At 64.5% G+C, this 26,455-nt stretch carries 18 protein-coding genes; 11 read left to right on the plus strand and 7 right to left on the minus strand.

The window, feature by feature from the left end; all coding sequences use genetic code 11:
• Window positions 1-294: 294 nt before the first annotated feature.
• The 3 genes from ACTMTI_RS52210 to ACTMTI_RS52220 all read right to left on the minus strand — a co-directional run bounded on the left by ACTMTI_RS52210 (window position 295) and on the right by ACTMTI_RS52220 (window position 4,668).
• Complete coding sequence (locus ACTMTI_RS52210; protein ID WP_441128378.1) at window positions 295-1,860, minus strand: tyrosine-type recombinase/integrase; 1,566 nt, start codon at window positions 1,858-1,860, stop codon at window positions 295-297.
• 1,146 nt (window positions 1,861-3,006) lie between these two features.
• Entirely contained in the window at window positions 3,007-3,414 is a 408-nt protein-coding gene (locus ACTMTI_RS52215) for a hypothetical protein (RefSeq protein WP_441128380.1), read from the minus strand.
• 186 nt (window positions 3,415-3,600) lie between these two features.
• Window positions 3,601-4,668: an integrase core domain-containing protein gene (locus ACTMTI_RS52220; protein ID WP_441128382.1), complete on the minus strand. Its 1,068-nt coding sequence runs from the start codon at window positions 4,666-4,668 to the stop codon at window positions 3,601-3,603.
• 11 nt (window positions 4,669-4,679) lie between these two features.
• Here ACTMTI_RS52220 and ACTMTI_RS52225 point away from each other — a divergent pair, with 11 nt between their 5' ends.
• The 11 genes from ACTMTI_RS52225 (at window position 4,680) to ACTMTI_RS52275 (ending at window position 16,312) form a co-directional block, all read left to right on the plus strand.
• A complete protein-coding gene (locus ACTMTI_RS52225; protein ID WP_441128384.1) occupies window positions 4,680-5,015 on the plus strand; it encodes a hypothetical protein in 336 nt (111 codons plus the stop codon).
• A gap of 709 nt (window positions 5,016-5,724) precedes the next feature.
• Entirely contained in the window at window positions 5,725-6,603 is an 879-nt protein-coding gene (locus tag ACTMTI_RS52230) for a hypothetical protein (RefSeq protein WP_441128386.1), read from the plus strand.
• A gap of 121 nt (window positions 6,604-6,724) precedes the next feature.
• Window positions 6,725-6,895 (plus strand): hypothetical protein, encoded by a 171-nt coding sequence (locus ACTMTI_RS52235; RefSeq protein ID WP_441128387.1) that lies wholly within the window; start codon window positions 6,725-6,727, stop codon window positions 6,893-6,895.
• 338 nt (window positions 6,896-7,233) lie between these two features.
• Window positions 7,234-8,793: a GMC family oxidoreductase gene (locus ACTMTI_RS52240; RefSeq protein ID WP_441128389.1), complete on the plus strand. Its 1,560-nt coding sequence runs from the start codon at window positions 7,234-7,236 to the stop codon at window positions 8,791-8,793.
• Window positions 8,794-9,443: 650 nt separating this feature from the next.
• A complete protein-coding gene (locus ACTMTI_RS52245; RefSeq protein WP_441128391.1) occupies window positions 9,444-10,220 on the plus strand; it encodes a hypothetical protein in 777 nt (258 codons plus the stop codon).
• A gap of 100 nt (window positions 10,221-10,320) precedes the next feature.
• Window positions 10,321-10,725 (plus strand): acyl carrier protein, encoded by a 405-nt coding sequence (locus tag ACTMTI_RS52250; RefSeq protein WP_441128393.1) that lies wholly within the window; start codon window positions 10,321-10,323, stop codon window positions 10,723-10,725.
• Between the two features lie 7 nt (window positions 10,726-10,732).
• Window positions 10,733-11,056 carry a phosphopantetheine-binding protein gene (locus ACTMTI_RS52255; protein ID WP_441128395.1) on the plus strand — a complete coding sequence of 108 codons (324 nt, stop codon included), beginning with the start codon at window positions 10,733-10,735 and terminating at the stop codon, window positions 11,054-11,056.
• On the plus strand, window positions 11,016-12,020 hold the full coding sequence (locus ACTMTI_RS52260; RefSeq protein ID WP_441128397.1) for an LLM class flavin-dependent oxidoreductase: 1,005 nt from the start codon (window positions 11,016-11,018) through the stop codon (window positions 12,018-12,020). The genes ACTMTI_RS52255 and ACTMTI_RS52260 overlap by 41 nt, the downstream gene beginning before the upstream one ends.
• Window positions 12,021-12,050: 30 nt before the next feature.
• Complete coding sequence (locus ACTMTI_RS52265; RefSeq protein ID WP_441128399.1) at window positions 12,051-12,863, plus strand: phytanoyl-CoA dioxygenase family protein; 813 nt, start codon at window positions 12,051-12,053, stop codon at window positions 12,861-12,863.
• Window positions 12,864-13,064: 201 nt separating this feature from the next.
• Complete coding sequence (locus ACTMTI_RS52270) at window positions 13,065-15,515, plus strand: non-ribosomal peptide synthetase (RefSeq protein WP_441128400.1); 2,451 nt, start codon at window positions 13,065-13,067, stop codon at window positions 15,513-15,515.
• 101 nt (window positions 15,516-15,616) lie between these two features.
• A complete protein-coding gene (locus tag ACTMTI_RS52275) occupies window positions 15,617-16,312 on the plus strand; it encodes a hypothetical protein (protein ID WP_441128402.1) in 696 nt (231 codons plus the stop codon).
• 70 nt (window positions 16,313-16,382) lie between these two features.
• On the opposite strand, the gene ACTMTI_RS52280 is transcribed toward ACTMTI_RS52275, so the two are convergent.
• From ACTMTI_RS52280 to ACTMTI_RS52295, 4 genes are all read right to left on the minus strand, one after another.
• Window positions 16,383-17,903, minus strand: a complete 1,521-nt coding sequence (locus ACTMTI_RS52280; protein ID WP_441128403.1) for a phosphopantetheine-binding protein — start codon at window positions 17,901-17,903, stop codon at window positions 16,383-16,385.
• Entirely contained in the window at window positions 17,903-19,612 is a 1,710-nt protein-coding gene (locus ACTMTI_RS52285; RefSeq protein WP_441128404.1) for a hypothetical protein, read from the minus strand. The genes ACTMTI_RS52280 and ACTMTI_RS52285 overlap by 1 nt, the downstream gene beginning before the upstream one ends.
• Window positions 19,613-19,813: 201 nt before the next feature.
• Complete coding sequence (locus tag ACTMTI_RS52290) at window positions 19,814-25,606, minus strand: AMP-binding protein (RefSeq protein ID WP_441128406.1); 5,793 nt, start codon at window positions 25,604-25,606, stop codon at window positions 19,814-19,816.
• Between the two features lie 141 nt (window positions 25,607-25,747).
• Window positions 25,748-26,428, minus strand: a complete 681-nt coding sequence (locus tag ACTMTI_RS52295) for an FMN-binding negative transcriptional regulator (RefSeq protein WP_441128408.1) — start codon at window positions 26,426-26,428, stop codon at window positions 25,748-25,750.
• Window positions 26,429-26,455: the final 27 nt, after the last annotated feature.

Consider the following 26,455-nt stretch of genomic DNA (forward strand, 5'->3'; position numbering starts at 1 on the left):
CGAATCTAGGCATCTGAGGCGAGTGCCCGAGCCGGCGAAACTCGGGGTCGTACGGAGTCATTAGGTTCGAATCCTGCAGGGCGCGCTTTGATCATGGTTTGACCTGCGGTGATGCGGGATCGGACTCGTTCTAGAATTTTCATCTAGCGGTTGCGTGCTCCGTACGTGCTCGCGCGCACCAACCCCGCACACACCATGATCCATTCGCCACCTCTAACTCCTACGGGAAGAGCAGCGGCCCCGCCTCGCCCCGAGCAGGCGGCGAACACGGGGCCGGATGCTTAATCCGACTGTTCAGCTCCTCAGCGAGATGAGTTTGCCCGCTTCGGCCTGGTCTTCCTCGCCGAACAGCAGGGCCGCCGTCTTCTCGGCCGCCGCCATGGCCACCTGCGGGTAGACGGAGGTGTAGGTGTCGGCGGTGAACGCGCTGGAGGTATGGCCCAGCGTTTCCTGTACCACCTTCATCTCCACCCCGGCCGCCAGCATGAGCGAGGCCGCCCCGTGACGGAGGTCGTGAAGGCGGATCGGCGGCAGCCCCGCCAGGTAGGCCAGCCAGAGAAACTGGTCGGAGACGTGCTGGGGATGCAGCCGGTTGCCGTCGGGCTGGGTGAACACGAACCCGCTGTCGGTCCATGCCTCGCCCATGGTCAGCCGTTCTTGCAGTTGCTGCTGCCGGTGGACGCGCAGCACCCGGGCGGTGTCAGTGTCCAGAGCGATGGTTCGCACCGAGGCGTCGGTCTTCGGACTGCCCTCATGAATCTCCCAGGCCAGCTGTACGAGCTGCCAGTTCACGGTCAAGGTCTGGCCGTCGAGATCGACCTCCCTCCACCGCAGCCCGCACGCCTTGCCTCGGCGTAGCCCGCGCAGTGCGATCAGCTGGTAGAGGGCGAACAGGCGGTGACGCTGGGCCTCCTCGAGAAACAGGCGGGTGTGCGCCGGTGTCCAGACCATCACCGATGAGGGGCGTGGCACGCTGGTGTAGGCGTCGATGGGATCGACCCGCCGCCCGCCCCGGCGTTGCTTCTCCCTCTCCCGGTAGGCCCGGTAGTCGGCTTGCCAGGAACGGACCCGGTCCTCGGTCCACACCAGCGGTCTGAGCCGGGTGTAGGCGGCCATCTCCAGCACGGCGGCGGGGTTGAAGTCGATCAGCCGGTCTTGCCGCATGGCTACGTTGAGCGCGTGCCGCAGGGTGGCGCGGATGCGGTGCATGGTGGCGATGCTGATCGGCCGCCGGTACTTCACGCTCACCCGTACCTGCGGGTCGGGATCAGCGCGGCGTTCGGCGATGGTGTCGTTGAACTCCTCGATCTGCTCGAACATCAACGCGATGTCGCTGACCTTGAGCTGATCCAGCCTGAGCCGGCCCAGATACGGGGTGAGGTAGAGGCGGATGTGGCCCTCGTAGGAGCGGCGGGTGGTCTCCTCGATCTTCCGCTTGCGGTTGAGGAATTCGGCCAGCCACTGCTCAACGGTGATCTCCTGGGTCAGATGCTGCCCGGTCTTGATTTTCCGGCGGACCGTCTCCGCGTTCGGCAGGGTGTCGGTCTCGGCCAGGGTGCGTTTGATCAGGTCGGCGATCTGGGTACGGGTGGCGGGCTCGCGCGGGTCGGCCAGCGCAAGCAGGTCACGCACCTGACCGAGCTCGTCCTTGGCGGCGTCCTGAGTGGCGAAGCCGCTACGGCGCAGCGGCCCGCGCCGCTTACCGTCGGATCCGGGCGGCAGTTCGATCTGGTAGTTCCAGATACCGTGCCGGTAGCTCCATCCGCCGTCGGCACGGCGCAGCTTGGGGCATTGCTGCCCGAGTGCCTTGCCGTCGCTGTCGCGGCAGGAACATCGTTTGAAGGTGCGTCCTTCGGCCATGCTGTGTCGTCCTCTTCTCTTTAGTGCTGTTGCGTGGGCTGGTGTGGCGGTGAACGGGGGAAGCAGGGTTGAGATCGGCGCGGGGTTGCTGCGCCCAGTCCCTGATCGGCTGGCGAAGGCACTGGTCGCCTCGCTCACCTGTGGGGCTGGGTAGGTCCAGTTCCGAGCACTCGTCCGGTGGTGTCGCTCTCGGCCACGGCCCCGCCGATTGCTGGGTACGGGCGCACGGCGGTCCTGTCGCCCCTTGGCGCCGTCGGTACGGCGTGGGGCACCGGGGTCGTCGTGTTCCCGCTCGGCGCGGCCGATGCGGTGGGTGTGGGCCGGGCGAGCACGCCGGTGGTCGTCAGCCCGCCGCATCGATGGCCGTGCCGGACAGGGCGTATCGACGCCCACCTGGATGGCGTTGGTCAAGGCCGAATCCGACGGTCGACACCGATCCGGGAACCGGCGATTGCCGCACGGCGTCGCCGCCGTCTCCTTGCGCATCGCTGCCAGGCGCCACAGAGTAAGGACAGCTCCCGTGCGCGGGAACGCACCCCTGCGTGCGAGCAGGATGAGAAGCCGTTTCCAGCGCGCCGGCCGGAGGATGGCGTGTGTCGTCGCTGCCGGCTCGATGGGTATCTTTCGCGGCAGTCGGGGCCGTCGTCGTGCTGAGCGGTAGGGTCCGCGGTTCGCCTGGTACGGCGGATGATGTGGTTGGTGGTGTCGCGTTGCTCTGCGGTGAAGCCATGTGGGGTGTGGCCCGATTACCTGGGCCACCTGATCCCTGTCACTTTTATAAATACCTGCGATCAGGCCCGGTTTTGGACAGCGCGCAGAGCAAAGGTTTGACTATGATTACCGGACAAAGCACTCGTATTCGGTGCGTGTTCGTACCCTCGACCGGCGGGGATCGCCCCTGCTCGTAGAGGCCGAGGCATGGCGCGTGCAGGATGTGAGCGACGATGGTGAGAATCTGACGCGACCTGCGGATTAAAAGACGGCAGCCACAATGCCACGCCTATCATTCTGTGTTTGAATGTATCACTGCAGCCACCAATGTCATCCCTGAAAATGTCCAAGAATGGCTAACAGTGGTGCACCATATCGCGTGCCGACGAGCAACAATCGAGCAACCGCAGGGCGGATAACGTTCCTTTACCATTCTCATTTGCGATTCCTCCACACGATCTCCGCCCGAGCGGCTGGAGCCGAGGCACGATGCTCGCCAGCCGTACCCGCCACCTCGTGGTCTTTATCGCTGCGCAGCGTCAACTGTGTCACCTGGCCGCAGGACACCTTCGCCTTGTTGATCAGGAAGAGCTCCCTTTGGCCACACACATCGCAGATATTGACTGAAGCTACTGGTGTCAGGTCGATAGAGGCGGCCAGTAGCGAACCGCGCAGGTAGATGCGATGGGGGGCGAGTTGTGCGTGGTATTCCTCATCGAGGGGTTCCCATTCGGGGTGGCTTCCGCGCAGGCGCCGCCCTTGGAGTCTGTAGCCCGCGCCGATGTAGCCGCAATGTTCGATCAGGTCCCAGTGGAGGCGAGCCAGCCACGGCAGAGACTCCAAGGCGGCGACGACGATTGGCTCGAGGAATTTGACCTCGGCATCCCGTTCATGCGTAGGGCGGACGCCGAATGCATGTCCGGACGCATTCCGGTGATTCTTGATCTTCTGCAGTATGGCCAGCGCCTGAAGGGCGTCAAAACTCGGCCCAAGGCCCTGACCTGCCTCTTCATGAACTGCATCCGTTGGTCAGCCAGCGCGCTGATACTCGTTGATCAGCCCGCCGAGAACGTGACGACGCTCGATCCGGCCCAGCGGCAGCGGAATCACGTCGGAGCCATCATTGATGGGAGCTCGGAGGGCGAGGGAGCGGTGCGGCCGGTAACGATTGTAATGATCGGCGTATTCGTTCAGCACGGTGCGAAGGTGCCGTTCGCCGAAGATCAGCGGTCGGTCGGTGCACTCTGTGCGTGCGGTGCGGACCCATCGCTCGGCGAACGCGTTCGCGCGAGGCGACCGCGGCGGGATCTTCAGCACTTGAATGCCGTCGCCTGCGAAGACCTCATCGAAGCTGCTGGTGAACTTCGTGTCCCGATCCCGAATCAGGAACCGGAACGCGCCGGCCCGGCCCTTCAGATCGGCGAGAAGATTACGGGCTTGCTGGGCAACCCAAGCGCCATCAGGGTGCGCGGTCACGCCGAGCACGTGCACGAACCGGGTGCCGACCTCCACCACGAAGAAGACGTACAACCGGCGCAGCGTGACGGTGTCCACCGTGAAGAAATCACACGCCAGCGTGCTCGCGGCGTGGGCGCGGATGAAATCACGCCAGCGGTCATCGCCCCGTCGCGGCGCCGGACCCAAGCGCCGCCGTTTCAAGATGCGGCGGATCGTCGCACCGCTCACCTGATGGCCCAGATGCCGCAGCTCGCCACGGATACGCTCGTAACCCCAACGAGGATTCTCCCGCGCCAGCCTCTGGATCAACGCCACGACCGCCGAATCGGTCGCAGGCCGTCCTATCCTCCGGTGCGGGTAGGTCCAGTGGCGTGCGATCAGACGCCGGTGCCAGCGCAGCAACGTCCCTGGCGTCACCAGTCGGTGAGCACGCAGCACCGCCGGCAGTCCCCTGGCCAGCGCGGACAGAACCGCTCGATCCGCCCATGACAGCCTTGGACGGGACACCTGACGGCGCAGCACGGCGACCTCGTGCCGCAGGACGAGGATCTCCATGTTCTTGGAGGCGTCGCTACGGGGCAGCAGCGTCAGCCAGCCCACGATGCGGCAGAAGAACATGTAGAAGAAACGGAGCGTCACGAGCCTCGAGCATGCCCGACCCAGGCCACTGCTCCGACCAGGAAACCGAGAGCAACCCGCAGCTCAGGACCGTGAACGGAGTATTGACACCCTTCACGCCCGCATCCCGGGCAGTCGACGGGCATGCCGCTGGTCCGCGCTTTGACCAGCACATAACCCCCGCGATCAACCAGCTTCTCGACGATCAACCCGGTCAGGTGGGGAAAGAAGACCTGCAGGCAGGCTTCGCCTGTCGGGTGCCCGGCATGCTGCACAATGAACTCCGCGGCTGCTCAGTTGACGATCAAGTTCTTGGTCGAACCCGATCATCACGGAGCGGCCGCACCTACGCGCAGACCGTTACCTGATCGCCATAAAGGCGGGGCGAGAGGCTTCGCCACCCTCCGTGATCGCGGCACACAGTTTGCGCCAGAGCCAGAGTCCCTTGACCGCTGACAACGTTGACAAACCTAGCGCCTGTCAGGAATGGAGCAGGCCCGCTCACGTCTAGAGTTGTGTCACCTTGAGATCAAGAGTCGCACGATGAGAGGGCCTGCCAGTATGAGCGAGCGCTCATCACTACATCCATCCTGGCCTTTTGAGCATTGTCTCAAGGGGTGAAAATGTATCCGCTGTCTCTGGTGTCGCAGCGGCCGAGTAGGGGGCTGAGAGCCAGGGTCTTGCCATATCTCGTGATCGAAACGAGAAAACGGCCGCCACCCGCCTCCGCGAGGGTGGCTCGTCGGCTGTGATCACGCCCTGAGCGTCTTCCCTTTCGCCTCGGCTTGTTGAGGCGAGCGAATGGAGCAGCTCAACGGTCGGGTGGCGATCCTGGCTTACGCTGCACGCGAGGTTCGGCTGCGACCCGATGAGATCTGTGCGAGGAATCCCCTATAGCCTCTGTGGCGCCTGCTCTCTATTTCGGCACATGTTGTTGCAGACCTCGGCCAGCGGGTTCAGCCTGGCTGGCGAGCCACCCGCACACGTTCGTTCCAACGGCATCTCCCACCTGCCTATCGCTATCCAGGCAGCACGAACCCGAGTGCAGCCGCCGGTACACGTCACGAGAAAGCAACCATGATGACTGCTATCGACCCGGCCTCGACCCGACGCGACACGCCCCTCCCTCTGCCACCGATTCCCGAGCCATTTCGATTGCCCTTCTATTGCGGGGCGTGGCATAACATCGGCGTCGATTACCTGGTGGATTTCGAGACGGCTGCGAAGATCCTCGGTCGAACCCACCCGCGCCTCGCCCCAGCCGACTTCGACGGCCGCGCCTGCTTCTCGCTCAACTACCAGCTTTACTTCGCGCAGTACGGAGACGGCTCGAGCATCACGGAGGAGGTGGAGATAAACATCATCGCCTATCCGCAAGGCGAGGAGCACCGGATGTTCCCGGTGTCGTACGCGCAGTACGCCACCGGAATCGACCAGACCAAGTTGCTCGGCATCGGCAGAATCCACGTGCTCTGCGACAACGCGATGGCCATCGAGGCCGGATCGAAAATATTCGCTGAGCCGAAGCTGCCGGCCCGCTTCACGGCAACCATGCCGTCGCTCAACGGTCCGGAGACGTCCGACTGGCACGTCCGTGTCCTGGACGCCGACTTCGCCGAAGACGGGAGTATCACGCCCGGCGGCCGGCTGCTGTTCAGTATCGACGCACACCTTGGCGGCCTGGCCGGCGTGCCGGTGAACAACACTCCCATCACGGGCTACGGAACCGATTCGGAGGGCCGCCTGCTGACCAGTCGGCAGAGCGTCTACCACCCCTATCAGTACTACCCGCTGGACTCCGAAACGGCCGCACAGGTCTCACTGCATGTGGCGGAGCCGACCTCGCTCGTGGGTCAGGACCTCACGGCGCTGCTGACCAACGCCGCCCCGGCGGGCGTGTGGACCTACCAGTCGGCCCCGGTCGCCGCACACAGCCGACCCTATTACCTCGCCTGAACCGTCTTGGACCGCTGCCGGAACCGGCCGTACCTCATGAATGTTCACTCCTTCACCATCATGCTCGCCAACGCTGAGGCCACGGCCTCCCGAAGGGATGACCGCCGGGAAAGCCGAAGACGTGTCTGCGCGGCACGTCTTCGCCAACGGTCTCCATCGCGACCTCTTCGCCAACGGTCTCCATCGCGACCTCGACGCCGTGATCGCGAGCCTGCCCCGTTCCTGGAGCTTCGGCCCGGCGGAGATCGAGAGGCATCCCGAAGGTGATGGCGAACTCCTCGACGGGTGGTAATCAGAGATCGACTATGCGGACGTGCCATTCCCCTCGGCCGCAGACGAGCCCGGTGTCATCGACCTGGTCTCGGGCTCCTGGCCGACGCAGCCGGTCGGTAGCGCCGTTCTCGGCCACTGCGGTTGTGCGGCAAGCAGCTCAGATCGAGGCTCGTGGACGAGGAGGTCACAAGCTTCAACGCCGAGGACCTGAGCGCCTGCCAGGACCGTCTGCTCGGCAAAGCGCTCTCGTGCATTCCGTTACAGATGCCCGGCGGGCCTCCTCGCTGTCGTCAGGTGCCGGGGCGAAGTACGCCTCGTTCGTAGTCGTGCAATCCATGAGCGGCCGAAGGGTAGGGCATGCGCTCGCCAGTGTTCTTTGACCACATAGTCGTCGGCGCCGGGTCGACGGGTGCAGTACTCGCTGCTCGACTCGCCGAGCGCACCGACCGCCGCGTCCTGCTGATCGAGGCCGGACCGGATTATCACGGCTCAGCCCTTCCACCGGAGCTCCAGGACGGGCGGACACCATCGTTAAGCTCTCACGACTGGGGGTACACCGCCCGCGGTGTCGGCGGCAACGAGTACTGGCTTCCCCGCGGCAAGGTCGTCGGCGGCTGCTCGAGTGTGAACACGTGCATCGCGCTCCGGCCGGAGCCCGGCGACTTCGACGACTGGCCGTTGGGCCGCATGAGTTGGTCGTGGGAAGCGGTGCTGGATGGGTTCGTCGCCATAGAGACCGATGTCGATCGGGTCGGCACTCACCACGGCAGCCGCGGCCCCCTACGGATCGCCCGAACGCCGAGTGAGCGGATGACTCCGCTGTCCCAGGCATTCGCCGAGGCGTGCCGGAGGGCCGGATTCGACAGTACCGCCGATCACAACGAGCCCTACAGCACCGGCGTGGGCGCCCTTCCGCTGAACGTCGACGGTTCGCTGGGCCGGATCTCGACGGCGAAAGCTTTTCTGGAGCCGGCGCGGCAGCGGGCCAATCTCACCGTCATGCCGAACACCTTGGTGGATACGGTGCTGTTCACCGGATCGCGCGCGACGGGAGTGCGGGTCGTCGCCGATGGGCAGGCGCGCGACATCGGCGCGGCCGAAGTGACGATCGCCGCCGGTGCGATCGGTAGCCCGGCGATCCTGCTCCGTTCCGGCATCGGCAAGGCCGAGGAACTCAGCGCACTCGGGATCGACGTCGTCGCCGACCTCCCTGCCGTTGGCCGGAACCTCGCGGATCACTCGCAGGTACCGATCGTCTGCGCACCCGCGCAGGGCGCGGCAGACCCCTCCGCGCCCTGCGCCGAGGTCGTCCTACGGTACCGCGCGCAGGGCTCAAGCATGGCCAATGACATGCAACTGTGCCTGCTCAACCATGTCGAGATGAGCAAGTACGCGCCCGGCCTGGCCGCCTCCGTGGAAGGCAGCCACGCCTTCGTGATCACGGCGAATCTGATGGGGCCGGAGTCGCGGGGCATTGTGCGGCTGGCCTCTCGTGATCCCCGTCAGCGCCCAGTGGTGCACCTCGACCACCTCGCTGCAGCATCCGATCGGGCCCGTCTCCGCGATGGGCTACGGCTGGCGCGGCACATGGCGGACGATCCGGCAGTCAGTAAGTTCATCCAAAGATTCGTGGACGTCGACGGCTGGTCCGTCGACGACGACGCGAGCACGGATCGCTACCTTGCGGCGCACCTGCAGACGGCGCACCATCCGAGCGGCACCGCCGCCATGGCGTCGAGTGCCGCCACGGGCGTCGTCGACAACGAATGCCAGGTCTTCGGCACGGACGGGCTCCGCGTCGCGGATGCCTCGGTCATTCCCTCCTCGGTGCGGGCCAACACCAACTTGACCTGCATCATGATCGGCGAGCGCGTCGCCGCGGCATTGTCCGAAACCGTGCAGGGAGTGGCCTGTTGACGCCGTTGAAGGTCAAGCGTCTCCCGGAGGACGTCGTCAGCAGGGAGAGCGTCCTTATCCCGGCTCGGGCAACGGGTGGCAATCCGGCGGCACTGGCCACTGCGCAAGCGCGGTTGTAAGACCACGGAGACGCTTCGCAGAGTCGCTCGTCGGCGCGCTGGTGGGCGCCATGGAGGGATGCCCGCGGCCGGCATCGGTTGTCATCTCGATTCCGGATCTCTGGATCGCTCTCACCGATAATGACCCAATAGACCGTAGCCCATCTCACGAAGCGCCGTCACTGGGCGTTGACCTCTGAAGCTTCGCATGCAGCTGCCGTTCGGTCGCCGAACGCGGCGCTCCGAACCAACCGAAAGTTTCCGCCTGCAGGAGTTCGACGTGTCCCCGCTTGGTTCGCCCGCGCCTTTATGGATCCGACGTGGCAACGAGCCCATTGTGACTTCGCGGATGCGAATTGTAGCGGCCATTGTAGGAGTCTCTGAGTTAAGCTTGTCAAAGCCCAGGTCAACTTGCCACGTCGCTATTCCTTTGGGGGATCCGTACAATCTCCGAAGTTCACGTACTTTGGCACGTGCTTTCCGAATAACTGCGTGGTAACGTACGAGCCGATACGGTGCATTCTGGCACAAACGGGATGAGATGGGAGCGCCATGGTAAGTGGGCAGCCAACCGCGGCGGGCGTTGAAGTGATCGTGACCTGGCAAAGTGACTCCGGTCATCTGCAGGGACGCGGCAGCGGCGGGCGGATCAACCTGAAGACCGGCGAAGAACTCAAGTTTGGGATTTCCAAACGCTCGGGGAACATCCAGCCGAACGCCGAACCCAGCCTCGGGGCGCTCAAGGTTTCTGCCGAGCAACCTACTGTGTCCAATCTCACCACGAGCACTACCTATGCCGTCGAGAATCTGGAAGGTGGTGCCGAGTTAGTCAAGGTGCGCCCTCGACAGCTGGACTTGGTGATTCCCTTTGAAATGTCACGCATTTTGATCCCGACCAGCGCGGGCGTCACCGAACTCACCGTCTACGCCCCTCCGCCGCGTTTACTCCAGATGGACCTGGCCACGAGGGCGATGGTCTCGTCGATTCACCTGGACAAGACGAGCAAATACTTCCTTGTTCTCGTCGCGCTGTGCGAACCGCGTTTGCGCGGATCCTCTATGGCAGCCGTGCCCTCACTTCGAGAGGTTGTCGAGAGGTTGCGAGGAGTCGATCAATTTAAGGACGCTAATCGTAGCAGTGTCAACTACCACATCGACTACCTAGCGGTTCGAAAGCTTCCCGTCAGCCAGTGGTCAAAGTGCGAGGACGACGGGCCCAAGCATTCCAAGCGTGAGGCGCTGGTCGCCTTCGCCCTTCGGTTCGACCTGGTGAGCGAAGAGGATCTCCGCTTGCTTCCCCCCGGCTCCGCCTCCCGCCGCGCCTCGTGACCGATCACCGCGGCGTTCCGGGAATTTGTCACTCCGCTGAGTCCGGCACATGGTCGCCGGCGCCGAGCGACACGGTCCGCGGTCGGGTTTCCTGTCATCCATGAGGATCGGGGCGGAGCTGCATGACTTACCATTCGATGCATTGTCGCCGCCCGTCAGGCACATTCGATGTCAGCATATCCGGATTCAGATCTTCCGGCTGCAGTCGGTGGTCGCCCAGCGCTGCCCTTCTGAGGAGCTTCCAAAGATGAAGGCCGAATACGAGAACGAAGCGGACCGCACGGCGGCCCTTATCGAAATATGGCGCGAGGTGCTCAGCCCGCAGGATCTTGACGAGAACTCGGATCTCTTCGAGGCCGGCGGAACGTCGATGCAGATCCTCGAGATCGTCGGCCGGGTCTCCGAGGTCATGGACGTGGACGTCCGCCTGCGCCAGATCTTCGAGCACACGACGCCGAAAAGCCTTTCGGTGTTCCTCGGCGCCTCCCTCAAGTCACAGAGGTGAGTCGAGCGTGCAGACCTGGGATCAGCGCTTCGAGTCGCTGCTGCGCGCAGCGCTGCGTGATCTGCCGGACGACCGGCAACTGACCGCGGATCTGGACACCAGGGCCGCCGGTCTGACCTCACTCGCGGCTGTCGATCTCCTGTTGAACATCGAAGCAGCGTACGGGATCTCGATTCCTGAGGAGCTGCTGACGTTCGAAAGCTTTAGCACGCCTGAGGCGCTCTGGTCGCTGGTCAGCCGCCTGGCAGACCAAGCGTCAGGCACCGACATCGCATACCGAGAGCAAACTCATGCTGACGATCTACACCTCGGCCCCATGGTTGACGGGTGAAGCTCGCGAAGAGCCGTTCCGACATCTCGACGACATCACCGTATGGACCGAAGAGCTGAACTGTGCCGGGATGCTGATCTTTTCCGACAACACGTCGTTCGATCCATGGGTCGTCGCCGGTAGGGTCCTGGAGAAGTCGCGCGACCTGATCCCGCTGATCGCCGTGAACCCCGTGTACCAGCACCCGATGTCGGTCGCGAAGAGCATCAACTCGATAGCCGCCGGCAGCGGCCGGCGCGTTGGCCTGAACCTGGTGGCCGGTGGCTTCTCTCGGCATCTGAGAGAGATGGGCTGCACCCTGGACCACCGGCAGCGATATGACCGGCTGGCGGAGTTCGGCGCCATCATCGCCGAGCTGACTTCAGCGGCACGGCCGCTGAAGTACACCGGCGAGTATTACCAGCTGAACGGGCTCCGACCGGCCCCTCCGCCGGTGGCCGGCATGGAGCCGCGCATCTTCGTGTCAGGAACCTCGGACGACTGCATCCGCGTGCAGAAGGAGCTCGGTGCGACCCGGCTGAGCTATCCACGGGAGCCGCAGGAGTACGCCGAGGAGTCCTTGCTCGCGGACAGCGGCTTCCGGCTGGGCATCATCGCTCGAGAGGATTCGAGCACCGCGTGGCGGCTCGCCTACGAGCGCTTTCCTGTCGACCGGCTCGGCGAGGAGTTCCACGATCTCGCCTATGAATCGGTCGAATCCCACTGGCATCGCCGGCTCTCGGAGGATGCCATGAAGGTGAGCGCCCCGATAGGCGGCTACTGGATGTACCCGTTTCGGGCGTATAAAACGTTCTGCCCGTACATAGTCGGCGACTATGCGGAGACAGCGGACCTTCTGCTGCAATACATAAAACTCGGCGCCTCGACTTTTATCCTGGACGAGGCTTCGAGCAAGGACGATCTGTTCCACTCGGTTCAGGTGCTGCGTCTGGCCTGGTCAAAGTACACGGAGAACCGTTCGTGAAGCCTCAGCCAACTCTCGATGGAGGCAAAAGTGCAGAATGACAACCTGCTCACATCCCAGCAGATCGAAGACTATCATCGAGCAGGATTCATCTTTCAGCCCGGCGTGCTCGAAGCGAGCGACGTCGAGCTGTTGAAAAGCGAAGCCGAGAGAGAGCTTGCACAGGATACGCCGAGGCGCACGGTCGAGGTCGACACCGGGCTCCCTTATCGTGTCCACGGCTCTCATATGCACAGTGAGCTGTTCGCTCGGTTCGTCCGCCATCCTCAAGTGCTCGGCATCGCTCGGCAGCTGCTGAATGACGACGTGTACGTCCATCAGTTCAAAATCAACAAGAAGCGCGCCTTCCAGGGTGAGATCTGGCGATGGCATCAGGACTTCATGTTCTGGCACAACGAGGATCAGATGCCGGAACCGCGCGCGCTCACCGTCGCTGTCTTCCTCGACGAGGTGACGGAGTTCAACGGCCCTCTGATCGTTGTTCCCGGCGGCCATTCGGATGGGCTCATCCCCACCGCCGCTAAGAATGACGGTTGGGAGTCGACGTTGACGAACAACCTGAAGTATTCGCTCGAGAGTTCAGAGCGCATGCAAGCGCTGGTCGACCAGCACGGTCTTGTCGCCCCCAAGGGACCGCGGGGTTCCTTGCTCTGGTTCCACTGCAGCATCCCCCATGGATCGGCACAGAACATGTCTCCGATCAATCGATCCCTACTGCTCTTGAGCTACAACGCTGTCAGTAACGCCCTCCCCGCTCCGAGCCCCCGCCCTGAATGGCTGGTAGGCCGGGACTTCTCGCCCCTGAAACCCCTTGAGGGGACCCTGATCGACCCCGTGTCGTAACACGGCATCTAATTCCAGCCGGGCCCTCCTTTGGGGAAGGGGACGGACCCGCTGAGTCCATTCATGAACTTTCCGACGCCCAGATCGGGCGGGTTCAAGGAACTAGCGGTTTGCTTCCTTCCCCAGGGATGCTCGCCCGGCAGGAAGAGCGACGAGCATACGTCGATGGGATGCCGCTGCGAGGAGGAATCGAGGACGAATATGAATGCGCGATATGCACTGGAGAGCCGTGAACTCGATCCTGCGACCGCCGATGCGTTGCGCCTCCTGGCCGAGCGTCACGGGACGTCGGACTCTGCTGTTCTTCTCTCGGCCTTCGCGGCGACACAGTATCGGCACAGTCGCCAGGACCCGGTCACCATCGGTCTTGTGCTCGACGAAGGCCAACTTCATAGTGGTTCCGTCATCGGCTGCCACACTGCGACCGTTCCGCTCCGCATGGCTTTCTCTTCAGGAGTCACCTTCGAGGACCTGCTCGCCGAGACGGCGGTGTCGTTCGATGAATTGATCGAGCATCAGCAGGCGCATGCCGATGCGGATGACGGGTGGCTCCATCACGTCCCTCTCAGGTTCGCTGTCACCGACCTCGACACCTGTGATCAGGGCGTAGCACCTCCCGGCTTTTCCGCTGCACCACTACAAGACTCTGGCGCGGCGGAACTGTCAGGCGCCACCTGTGCAGTGCGGTCAGGGGGAGTGGCGATCCTGCTCGAACTGGACTGCGACCGGCATTCACTTCCCGGTATCGGCCCTCATCGGTGGTGGCGATCGTTCCACGCGTTGCTCGAGGATGCCGTGATGCGGCCTCACGCGCGCGTCGATGAATTGCGCATGCTCTCTGGCGATGAGGAGGAAGAGTGCGTAGCCGCCATCAACGCGACATTCGATGTGTATCCCCATCTGAAGCCGATCCACCAGCCCTTCGAATCAGCCGCGCGCGCTCATCCTGACCGGGTGGCGATCCACTTCGGGGACGTGGCCGTCACTTACGGTGAGCTTGATCGCAGGGCCAACCGGATGGCGCAGTCGCTGGCCTACGCGGGAATCGGTCGCGGGCATGCCGTAGGGATCTGCATGGAACGTTCGCCGGAACTCATCGTTGCCGTGCTCGCAACGCTGAAGGCGGGCGCCGCGTTCGTCCCGCTCGACCCGAGGCTGCCGGCCGGCCGTATCCGAGCGATCATCGCAGGTGGCGAGCTGGCGGCGATCGTCACCGACGAGCAGTTCGACTCGCTGCTGCAGGGCACCGGGGTCACCCTTCTCCATGCTGATGACACCGGCTCGGACGCTCGTCCGCCGTCGGTCGAGGTCGTGCTGGACGACACCGCCTACATCTACTTCACCTCCGGATCGACCGGCGAGCCCAAGGGCGTCGTCATCGACCATCGCTGTGCTGCCGGACGCATCGAATCCCTGATACAGCGGTTCCCTCTCAAGGAGGGTGAGTCGATTCTCCTGAAGACGCCATTGATCTTCGATGTGGCGATCTGGGAGATCTTCGCGCCGCTCAGCGTAGGTGCGACCATTCACATGGCGTTGCCTCGCGGTGAGGCCGATGCCGACTATCTCGCCGGACTGCTGAGCACGCGTGGCCTCGTCGCGGCCCATTTCGTACCCTCCATGTTGAGCGCGTTCCTCGACTATGCGCGACCACAGTCGTATCCCGACCTTCGGTGGGTGTGGGTCTCAGGAGAGGCCGTCTCCAGCTCACTTCTGGATCGCTTCACTCAGCATTTCAGTGCCGAGTTCCACAACCTGTACGGGCAGACGGAGACGTCGGAGGTCGCTGCCTGGACGGGTACGAAGCACGATTCCGTGCACGGTGTCCCGATCGGTAAGCAGATGGGGGTATACCGGCTGTTCGTTCTCGACGAGGCGCTGAGATTGGTGCCACCCGGAGTCATCGGGCAGCTGGGAGTCGCCGGGATCGGAGGGTTGTCCACGGGCTACCAGAAGAATCCGGAGCTCACCGCCGAGCGATTCGTCCCCCATCCTTACCCGCTCGTCCCAGATGAGCTGATCTATCTCTCCGGCGACCTCGCGATGGCCGACGAGGATGGCATCATCTCGTTCCTCGGGCGGTCCGACACCCAGATCAAGATTCGTGGAGCCCGAGTCGAAGCCGGAGAGGTGGAAGCGGTTCTCGAACGTCATCCAGGCGTTCGCAGCTGTGCTGTGACAGCCCACAAGAACAGTGCGGATGAAGACGAGCTGATCGCCTACTTCGTGGGTGATGAGACTTCTGTGAACGTCCTGGCCGCACACGCCGGCCAGTATCTCCCTGAGTACATGCTGCCGTCGGCCTACGTCCGTATGGATGCCTTTCCGCTCGGTCCTTCAGGCAAGCTCGACCGGCGTCGTCTGCCTGATCCGACACCCGCCGATCGAGCGGCGAGGGCCAGAGGGACCACCCCGAGCACTCCCATGGAGATAGCACTCGCCGAGCTCTGGAAAAGCGTACTGGGCTTGGAGTGGGTCGGCTGTGAAGATTCTTTCTACACGGTCGGTGGAAATTCGCTCAAAGCCCTGAAGATGCTGCATCGCGTGAAATCGATGTTCGGCGTGGAGATCTCTGCACGGACGTTTTCCAGCGATCCGACGATATCGGGTCTCAATGAGATCCTGTCGCTTAAGGCGACCAAGAGCCCGTGACACCTGATGCTGGGAGTCACCCATCACGATGCGGAGATCGAGACAGTATGACGACTCGACTGCTCGGCTTGGACTATCCGGGACGACGGGATGAAGCGAGAATGGCCGACCTGGAGCTGTCACCCTTCGGCATCGAGCTGACACCGCTGATGGGGGACTCGCTTCCGGTGCGTTTCACTGCCCGGGACTACGCTATGGACCTGCTTTCCAGATCACCGCTCGCGAGCGACGGTGTGCACGCCATACTTGCCTATTGCGCGGCTGCGCCGATCGCTCAGGAAATGGCGCAGTTGCTGGTGGAGAGGGGTGCCGGCCCGGTGCCGCTGGTGCTTTTCGATGCCGACCCCTGTGAAGCGGACGCACTATGGCAGGGGTACTCGGCGTGTGTCACCGAAGCGGACGGGCAAGCGTCCACCGCACCGTTGAGTGCGTCCGTGCTGTCGGGCCTTCTGCGCGATCCGCGCGCGCTGGTCTGCGTCCTCGAGAAAGACCTGTCCGATCGTGTGCTCAAGAGCCTCGCCGCGGATGACCTCAGCGAAGAGGAACTCGTCTTCTGCCACGAACAGATCATGCGATCCATGCTCGACTATCTCATCTATCTCGTATCCGCGCACCATTCCACGAGGCCCGCATGGGGAGGAAGCGTTCTGCACATCGCTTCCAAAGGCCATCCGTACTGCGGGCCGTGGCAGGGTGCAGCTCGAACTCAGCTGATTCGAGTGACGTGCGATAAAGCAGATCTGCTGCGCCATCCGGACACCGTTGAAGCGGTGTCGGCGTTCGTGAAGTCGCACTGAGAAGCGCCGCCTCCGGCCAGAGGTCGAGCACCCCTTACGGAGCCTGATCCAATCGGCCGGAGGCACCTCTTTACGGGTTGTCAGCCCTGGTCGCCCAGCCGGCGAGTTCGCGTGCCGTCGGATGCTGATAGAGAATGCGAATGGTCACCGGCAGCTCCAGAGCGGTCCGGAGCCGCGCCGCCACACGAGCGCACATCAATGACGTGGCGCCCAGCGCGAAGAGATTGTCATCCGGCCCGACATCGGTTCCGAACAGATCCTGCCAGACCTTGAGGCAGCGTTCGAGGTAGTCCCCATCCGGGCTCGCCGATTCGACTGCGGCGACGGGGGAGGACGTGGTGGAGGGTACGGGGCCGAGCCGACTCCTGGCCGGGACCGCGGGACCGTCGAGGTCCTCGAGTACCGCGGCCAGCTCGTCGGCGAAACCCGCCAGATCTTCACGGGTGAAGATGGCCGGATGGCCCGAGAGCCGCAATATGTCGCCCGTCAGCTCGACCGAGAGCAGCCCATGAGCACCGCGATGAGGGCCGGGATGAAGCACGAGCCCGTTGTGCGACGGTGACATGCGTACTTGGTCATTGACGGTCAGCAGGCAGTCCGGCATGCCTGGTACGGCGCTGCTGGTGAGGCGGCCCACCAGATCGGCGGGTGGAGCGCCCCGATCGAGAGAGTCGAGTAGTGCGTCGAACGACGTGCCGATCTCCGCCTGTACGGTTTGCGCGACCGACACGGGATGGATGACGGGCAGCGGCCGGATGGCCAGGAGGGCGTCGCCGTCATCCGTCAACGGAACCGTGACACGGTCGAGCGACCACTGGAAACGGCGCGCCACGGCCACTCGCGTGCAGCCCATCAGCACCGCTATCGGCGTGACCCCGAGCGCATGCGCAGTCTCGTCCAACCTCTGCCGGTCGAGAGCGGTCTGCAGGATGGCTGCTGTGCGGTCATAGACGAATCGCCGTGCGTCCGCCGCCGACCAGGGCGGGGGTAGGAGGTCGATCTGCTTGAGCCACTCTTGGCGGCACGTCTCGGACGCCTCGGCGACCGGTGTCCGGGCGAACGCGCTGACGCGTCGCTGGGCCACCGTGTCTCCGGGCGCTGCCTGAGTGAGTTCCAGAAATTCGTCGATCAGTGCGGCCAGCCCCGACCCGTCGACGATCGCGTGATGGACGCGGAAGAGCAGCCTCATGCTGGCGGGCGCGGGGCTGAGCACGAGGGAGAAGAGCGCATTCCCGGACGCCTGGTCGGCGGCCGTGGCCAGCTGGTCGAAGGTCCGATCCGGAGACTGGCCGGGGTCGAGCCGCACCACCGAGAGCAACTTGTCCGGAGCGGCGGCCTCATCCCGGCACCAGCGAACCCGTCCGTCCTGCGTGGCCACCTTCGCTCCGAGTTCCGGGTAGCGGCCGGTGAGAGCCGCTACGGCGGCACGCACGTGGTCGACGGTGATGCCGGTGGCCTCGGCCCGTACCTCGAGCATGTATCCCGAAGGCGGTGCGATCTGAGCGGCGAGCAGCATCTGCGCGACTGCTTCTGGAGGGTCGCTCCACTCATCAGCGGCGAAGACATGGGAAGGCGTGAGTATCCGATCCATCAATCCTCACGATCCAGGGGAAGGGTGTTGACGAAGACGTTCGCGCATCGGTATTCGCCTTCGATGAGGCTGGCCACGACCGCGTAGTGCTCGGCGGCCTGCACGTGCTCGCCGAGACGGAAGCGCCACCTCTCTCGCTGGGTGCCGCGGGGGCCGACGGATACAGGCCGTGATCGCCCCTGCGGCAGGTCACCGAGTCCTCCGGCGACGAAGGCGAAGCCGGCCTGTCCGTGGATCGGCCTGTCCCGCTCACTGAGCAGAGTGCACGCGAGCTCGCTGTCCCGTAGCCTCGGTGCGTAGGCCACATGGTCGGCGGTCACCTCGTAGTCGGGGGATGCCGACGTGGACGAGGAAAGGTCTCCGCACCGCTGGCAATGTACGGTGAAGATCGTCAGATCCACGGGCAGACGGTGGGCGAGTTCGACTCTGACCGCGGACTCGCGACGGCACGCGGGGCAGATGACCGGCGTACTGGACACCTGCCGGAAGGCGCGTGCACTGGTGCCGAAGAACCCCCACCAGGTGCCGTGGATCTCCCGCAGGAGCTCGTGCACTGCGGCGGCCTGAATTTCATCAATGGTCTGCCGTACCTCGCGCAGCATGTCGAGCTGTCGGCTTCCGCGCGCGAGCAGGCCTCGGCGAATGGTCCGCTCCACCTCGCCGAGACGACGTTCGTCAATGGGCAAGTGCAGGGACAGCAGAGAACGCAGTCTGCTCACGATAACTTGCTGCGTGCTCAGCTCCTCGTCGGCGGGTTCCGCTTCCTGCACAGCCGGGTGGCGCCGCTGAGCCGATCGTGACGCGGAAAGGTCGACCGGCAACGACGGATCACCCAGCAGCCCGAACCGGGTGAATTCCCTGTTCGCTTCTCCCGCCGCGTTGAGCTCCTCCACCGCCTCACCCAACCGTGCTCCGCCTCGAATCGCGCCCGCCAGGTCATCGAAGAGCGGCCGCTGAGCGATGTGGAATCCCACGGTGCCGATGACGGCGACGGTCGTGCCCTCCATGAAACCCAGCGCGACGCCGACCGACAGCGGGTGCGCGTTGTTGCCGACCGAGATCGAGTCGCAGGACTGCAGAAACGCGAGCTGTACGTCGATAGACGATGCGGCGATCCGGTCCTCATCCCCGAGCTCCTGGCGCCAGCAGCCTTCACCGCGCAGGCACGACGGCATCCTTGTGCGCGCTGCGAGGTCGGCTCCCACCGGCGGTGCGTCGGTTCCCCTGCCGCAAACGAGTCCATCGACCAGCATCAGGCAGCACTCGCGTCCGTGAGTGAGCACTTGAAGGGCCCTGCCAGGACGTTGCAGCAAGGGGCGCAACTCATCCAGTGCCACAGCATCGGCCTGGTCCGCGCCGGCCGCCGTGGGATGGATCAGCGCCATGTCGTCCGCCGCTGCCCTGCTGCTCAGTGTGAGCGTGCGGTAGATCAGGCAGGACAGCGACTCCTGCGTTCGGCTCGTCACGAGGCCGAAGCGAGGATGTCGGTTACCGGGCCAGTCGCCGAGCCGCGCGGCGTCGGCTGCGGTCGCGACCAGGGCGACGGGAACCGCCGCGAAATCATCGAGAACGTCGTACAGGCCGGCCGGGTCGGCGCGGTGATGCGGACGCGAGGTCGCGCTCGCCAGTAACCCTGCGGCGGCATGGGCCATCGGGTCGCCCAGGGAGACGACCACCCCGGGCCAGGCAGCGCCGATCACTTCCGGCAACGCGTCTGCACCCTCAGATCGCAGCACGTTCTCGTACCGTGTGAGTGAGGGCCCGGTCATGACCGGGAAAGCAGAGCCGGGCTGCCATGACGCGGCCAGCCGTGCGTAGCTGAGGGCGTCGTCGCAGCGGACAACGGCTTTCGAAGCCGACATCGTCTCCTCTAATCGTGCTCGTGCAAGCCCTTGCCGCGCAGTGCGGTGTCAGCGGGAGCTCGTGGACAGTTTGCTTTCGAGCGCATGGCAGTCCGCTGCCTGCAGGACATCCCGGACTCTCACCCGAATCCCCAGTTCGGCCTCGATCGCGGCCACGAGCCGCATCGCGGCCAGCGATTCCCCGCCTGCCTTGATAAAACTGACCTGCAGAGGTGCCTCCGGGCCGAGCACCCGTTTCCACAGTGATGGCAGCACGCCTTGCTCCTCAGCGGGAAGAGCGGCCGCGCCTTGCGGGATGACGATGGACTGCCCGCCGGACTCGGTCCCGTCCTCCCTCGTACGGCTCTCCCCCGAGAGATGGGAGGCGAGCAGCGAGCGAACGGTTCGGTAATCGACCTTCCCATGAGCGTTGACGGGCAGGCGCTCAACGACGATGACCGCGTCGGGCAGCATGTAGTCGGGAAGAAGAAGCGCCATGGCCTCGCGCATCACGTCCCGCGCCGAACGTTCTCCCGTCCACTCCTGGTTCGTCACCACCGTCAGGCCGAGACGCAGACCTCCAGTGGGGTTCCGGACACCGACCGCGGCCGCCGCGCCAACGCCGGGGACTGCTCCGGCCGCACGCTCGACCTCTTCGGGCGAGACACGGAAACCGCGTATCTTGAGTTCGTTGTCGGCCCTCCCGAGAAAGTCGATACGCCCGTTCTGCCTGATCCGTACAAGGTCGCCGGTCGGATAGACCGGGGAGTCCACCCCGTCCACGCGAACGAGGTCATGAAGCCTGTCCCCGCACGGGACACCCGCGATTCCCAGAACGCCGGGACGGCCGAAGGGGACGAGGGCCCCATCGTGGTCGAGAACGCACAGCGTAGCGCCTCCGATGGGAGCGCCCAGCTGGGGCAGATCGTGCTCGGATTCGTGTCCCCGTACTTCATGGCAGGTGACTGAGATGGCGCATTCGGCAGGGCCGTAAAAACTCAGCAGGCTGACGGTGCCGTGATGCCGGCGGACGAATCTGGCGGCCCGAGCCGCGTCGTAGGCTTCTCCGCCGATCACGACGGCCCTCACGCTGCCGGGCAACCTCTCGTCGCGCTGCTCCAGATGATCGGCCAGAACGGCCCACAATGCCGTCGGAAGGTCCAGCACCGTGGCCTGATGTGATTCGAGTTGCCGCAGCATCCCCGGGATGCCGTCGGACAAGTCCAGCAGGAGAAGCGTCCCGCCGAGCGAGAGGATGGGAAGCGTCTCTTCGAGAGATGCGTCGAAGAGGAGGGAGTTGGAACCGGCGACCACATCGCTTGACGTCAGCTGCAGCCGGTTGATGAATGCTCCGATGTACGCGGACAGGGCCCGGCGGCCGACTGAGATCCGTTTCGGCTGGCCAGTGGTGCCGCTGGTGCTCACCACGTAGGCGTCCCCGGGTTGCCGCATGAGGTCGTGCGCGGTGCGCAGGCGAGTCAGTTTTCCATCCGATGACCAGCGGAAATGAGCAGAGCCCAGGATCGACGACAAGCGTGCGGCCGGCGCGAGCGGGTCGACCGGCATGAAGACGACACCCTGCTCAAGGCAGGCGGCCAGTCGGCTGCAATAGGCGGCATCCCGCCCGATGTCGATGGCCACCACTTCTCCGGCCGCTGCTCTGGCGACGTTCAGCTCGCGTATCGCGGCACTCAGCAGGAGGGCGAAGTGCTCCTGCGTCGCGGAGGACTCCATCGCGATGACAGCGGGGGCCGCAGATCGACGAGGTTCGATCCTCATGTGGTGATACTGAGGGGGCGGGCCAACGAGGACGGCAGGATCGGAGGAAGGCCACCGCCAGTCCTGCGCTACCGTACCGTTCCTGATTTCATGGACCAGCTGAGACAGGCCGTGACGGAACATGTCCGTCAACCTTCGCACTGTTTCGACCTGGTACAAGGAGGTGTCGAACTCCCATACCAGGCGGACGGATCCATCGGGAGCCATAGGGTCGGCGCCTGCCTGCTTGGGGAGGACCAGAACGTCCAGAGGACACTTGGTCGTGCCGTTCTGCCGGTACTCGACGAGCGCCGTTCCGTGACCCGGTATGTGGGTGTCCGGGAGCGGTGCGTTGTGCGCGCTGAACATGCACCGGTAGAGCGAAGCGCGCCGCCCGCCTTCTGCTTGGCGAACTGCTTCCAGGATCGTGTCATAGGGGATCAGCTCGTAGTCCAGGGCGTCGCGCAGCGCGGCTCTGACCCGGAGGAGGAAGGCCGGGAAAGCGGCGGACCACTCGGAGCGTACGGCCACGGTGTTGACGAACATGCCCAGGGTGGATTCGAAGCCCGACGGACGGGCGCTGACCGCCGACCCGATGACGAGGTCATCTTCACCTGAGATCTCGTGCAGGGTGCAGAGAAAAGCGGCCATCAAGAGTTCGAAGCCGGTGGCACCTTGCCGAGTAGCCCACGCCTGCAGCTCTTCCCACTCCTGACCTTCTACGACGACGTCGACGGAGTCCGCCGGCGCCGGGGCAAGGTTCACAGAAGAGGTTTCGACGTCGAACGGTGGAGCCACCGGCAGATGCGGAGCGTCAGCGAGCCGATCGACATAGGCGGCCAGTTGCGGTGACCCCGGAAGGGCTTCGACCCGCGTGACCTCATCTGCGACGTAGTCACCGTACTCGAGGCCCCGGGCTGTCGAGGAGCTCGGATCGGACCCGGACAGGGCACGCACAAAGTCCCGCAACAGAAGGGTCAGAGACCATCCATCGTGGATGAGGTGATGTTCAACCTGGCTCAGTACCTGCTCGTCATCGGATATGCGGAAGAGACGCCAGGAAACGAGCCGGCCCTTCTCCAGATCCCAGTCGATCCGGCCATGCTCACGGAGCAACATGTCGAGTTCGGCAGGCCGGCCGCCGGCCGTGCGGTCGGCGCGGCGAAGATCCACCACCTCGAGCTCCGGAACCCATGGGGTGCCGATGACAACTCGCCAGCCTTCGGCGCCAGGGCGATACGTGGAGCGAAGGATGGGATGAGCCGTCACCACGGCGGCGAGAGCCGCCGAGATCTTCTGTTCCGTGAGCGTGCCGGGCAGGTGGATGGCGACCTGATTCTGATACGCGGGCACGGAAGGTGCCGACGCGATCTCGTAGAGGGCGCGCGCCTGCGCATGGGAGACGGAGAATTCCCTGTCCGAGGCGGTGAGGGGCGCCCGCTCGCCGGCCACCCGCATACCGTCGGCGATCCTGTCCACGAGCTCGCCGATGCTGGTCGACCCCAGGATCTCGCTGACCCGGACGATGCTGCCGAGCTCCAGCTCGATCCTGCTCCTTAGACGGGCCGCTGCCAGGGAATGGCCACCGACGTCAAGGAACGAGTCGCCGATGTTCACCCTCTGGTCACCGACTACGTCGCGAATCATGTCGAGAATTCGCGCCCGTGCCACGTCGGCAGCTTGACCGGGAGCTTCGTTTCGGGCCGGCGTCCTCGGCTGACGCTGCGCGGGACCACCGGTGATCTGCTGGGCCAGAGCGTCCCGGTCCACCTTTCCGGTGGGTCCGACAGGCAGCGAGGGAAGCGTGAGAATGTGATCGGGAAGCATGTAGGGAGGCAACGAGGCTGCCATCTCCCTACGCAGAGCGACCGTCGTCAGGGCCTTGCCCGGTGCGTACACCACGGCGACGGCGAGCTCCTTGCCGTCAGACCCCTCGACCGTCAGAACAGCGGAGTCCGCCACCGCTTCTATTCTGTTCAGCGTCGCCTGGACGTCGCCCAGCTCGATGCGGTAACCACGAATCTTGACCTGGTCGTCAAGGCGTCCGAGGAACTGCATCGTGCCGTCGGTGGTCCAGCGTGCGCGATCACCGGTGAAGTACATGCGAGCTGCCGGGTCCGACGCGAATGGGTCGAGCATGAATCGTGCCTTGGTCAGCTCGTTGTCTCCGGCATACCCCATGGCCACCGGCACGCCGGCGATGTACAGGTCACCCGGCTGGCCAATGGCACAAGGGGTTCGATCGCTGTTCAGAATGTAGTAGCGGGCGTTCTGGACGGGCCGCCCGTACGGGATGCTCGGCCAGTCGGCGGCCACCTCGCCGACATCGAAATAGTTCGACCAGACGGTCGCCTCGGTCGCTCCTCCGAGTGCGACGACATGGGCAGCGGGGAACCGTCTGCGAATCTCATCCGGGAGAGCGAGCGGCACCCAGTCCCCGCTGAGGAAGACCAGGCGCAGACTGGGGTTTCGAGGTGGTCGACGGCCCGCGGAGACGGCCATCACCTGACTGAGCGCAGCGGGAGCCGAATCCCAGAAAGTGATCTGCTCCCGATCGAGGATGTCCAGAACGCGATCCGGATCCGCCATCTCGTCTGGACTGATGATGCGAATCGTGCCGCCTGCGGCGAGAATCCCGAAGATGTCGTACACGGAGAGGTCGAAGGTGAAGGCCGTGACGAGCAGCAGCCGGTCCTCCGGACAGATCGAATAAGTCTTGTTGACCCATTCGATGAGGTTCACGACGCTTCGGTGACATACCTGGACGCCTTTAGGGCGGCCGGTCGACCCTGACGTGAAGATCACGTAGGCCGGATCGCTCGAGGACGTGCGGCCGGGTTCGCGGACGTCACGGAATCGCTCGATAGCCGTCCAGGTCAGGACCCTGGGCTTCGGGTCATGGGCCGGAGAGGGGGAGGACGAGGGCGCCCGGCGGATCACCACGTCGTATCGTCCGGCGAGTGAGCCGTGCCAGTGGTCGCCGCTCCTCGCCACGATCTCCACGTCGACCGGAGCCGTCGTCTCTGAGGCGAGCTTCCGGAACCAGGAACGCGGCAGTCGCAGGTGGCCTGCTCCGGTCTCGCTTTCCGTGTCGATCACATCGGCGATGATGACGGCTCCGCCTTCGACGACCAGGCCGATCGCGTCGAGTATGGCCTTCCGGGCGTAATCGGGGCCGGGATAGAACTGCGTGACGCTGGACATGAGGACCGCATCGAACCGTCGTTCACCGGCGATGTCCCTGATGTTGTGCGCGAACCCCGTGGAGAAGTGCGTGACGGCCGGCGAGCCGGACATCGCGGCCCGGCAGCGCTCTATCGCGACCGGCGATGGGTCCACCCCGACATATTCCGCTACCAGTCCGCCGAGCTCGGCTGCGAGCAGCCCGGATCCGCAGCCGATCTCCAAGAGGGAGCGCGGATTTCCGCCCGCGGCCACCAGGTTGCGTACGTGCTGCAGGTAAACGGCGACGTCCTCGCGCTCGAACCCTTCTTCGCTCCGGCCCTGGTTGAATCCGGCTGCGCGCAGCGGGTCATCATCCGCGGCGATCTCATCCCAGAGAAGACGCGTGCTCGACTCTTCCAGGTGGTCGACAGGATGCTGGGCGGCGTCCAGGCACATCAGACGCGTGTCCTGGCCGGCGATCCATGCCGACTCCTCCGCCAAGCGCGCATGCCGCCGGCTGGTCATGATCCAGTTGATGTGGAGTTGTGCTATCGGTTCCGCCACGCGTGATGCGGGCCACCGAGGGTCGAGAGGCACATAGGCCGCACCGGAGCACGTGATGCCCAGGATACCGACGATGGCCGTGACCGAATGCTCGACGAGGACGCCGACGTAGTGACCGGGTCCGAGCCCTTCCGCGGTGAGCGCATTGCTGAGCTGCTGAGCTTGCGACCATAGCTGCCCGAAGGTGGTACGAGCACCGTCGCTGGTTTCGATGGCGATGGCCTCGGGGTCCGCTTCGACGGCCCTCTCGATCAGATCGGGCAAAGTGGCCAGATCGTCGAAAGAAACCGTTGTGGCATTCCATTCCTCAGGAACGGGATCCCCGTCGTTCAGATCCCACTGCGCGGCGGGGCTTCCATCGTTGGCGCCAGTCACTTACGCAGCCTCTCTCGATGTGTCGAACGATCAATCAAAGCGGGGAGGTCGTAGGAACCGATGCGAAGCGCCTGCACGAAGTTCTGGACGACCAGGGGTCGCGCTCGGCGTCAGCATCAGCGGCGGAGGGTCCGTGCTGGGTCATGTAAGCCCGCTGAGCCGGGCTCCCGCTTCTTCCTCGACGCCTGTTCCCAGGCCCAGTCTCCGCATCGTGCCGGCCAGATCAGTGCAGGAACCGCCGTTGCCGTCCGCGAACCAGGCGATGACGTGCTCTTGGATCTCCGGACTCTTCTCCTGGCTGACCTTGAACATCGCCTCCACCTTCTCTACATGGAAGGAGAACGCGCCGACCCCGGGTGCGAGCGAGCTGTGGTAATCACACGAGGCTTCGAAATCGAAGCCTGAGCCGAATCGGCTTTCCAGCGTTCGTGCCGTGGTCGTCACCACGGACAGAGTCTCGTTAAGGCTCGCAGCGAGGGTCACCGTCCCGTATAGGTGTACGGTAACGAAATCCCATGTCGGCGCGGCCACGTCGGTGTTGTACAGCGTAGGTGAGACGTAGCCGCCGGGCCCCATGAAGATCAGTTTTGCGGCGGTTCCGTGGGCCAGCGTCGCCCAATGCGGGTTCGCCCGGTTCATGTGCCCTAGCAGGCTGGTGCCGGTGAGCTGGTCGTCGCTGGATGCCGGCCGCCGGACGATGGGCACCTGAGTCGCCTCGGGAACCGTCGTCCCATTGCTGATGAGAAGGGCGAGCGGATGCCGGTCGACGATCTCGACCGCCCAGCTCTCCCCGTCCACCCGGTATATCGGGGGAATCAGCATCCGCCTACCTCCACCTGGTCTGTCGCG

The sequence above is a fragment of the Nonomuraea sp. H19 genome (assembly GCF_052068215.1).
Lineage (GTDB): Bacteria > Actinomycetota > Actinomycetes > Streptosporangiales > Streptosporangiaceae > Nonomuraea.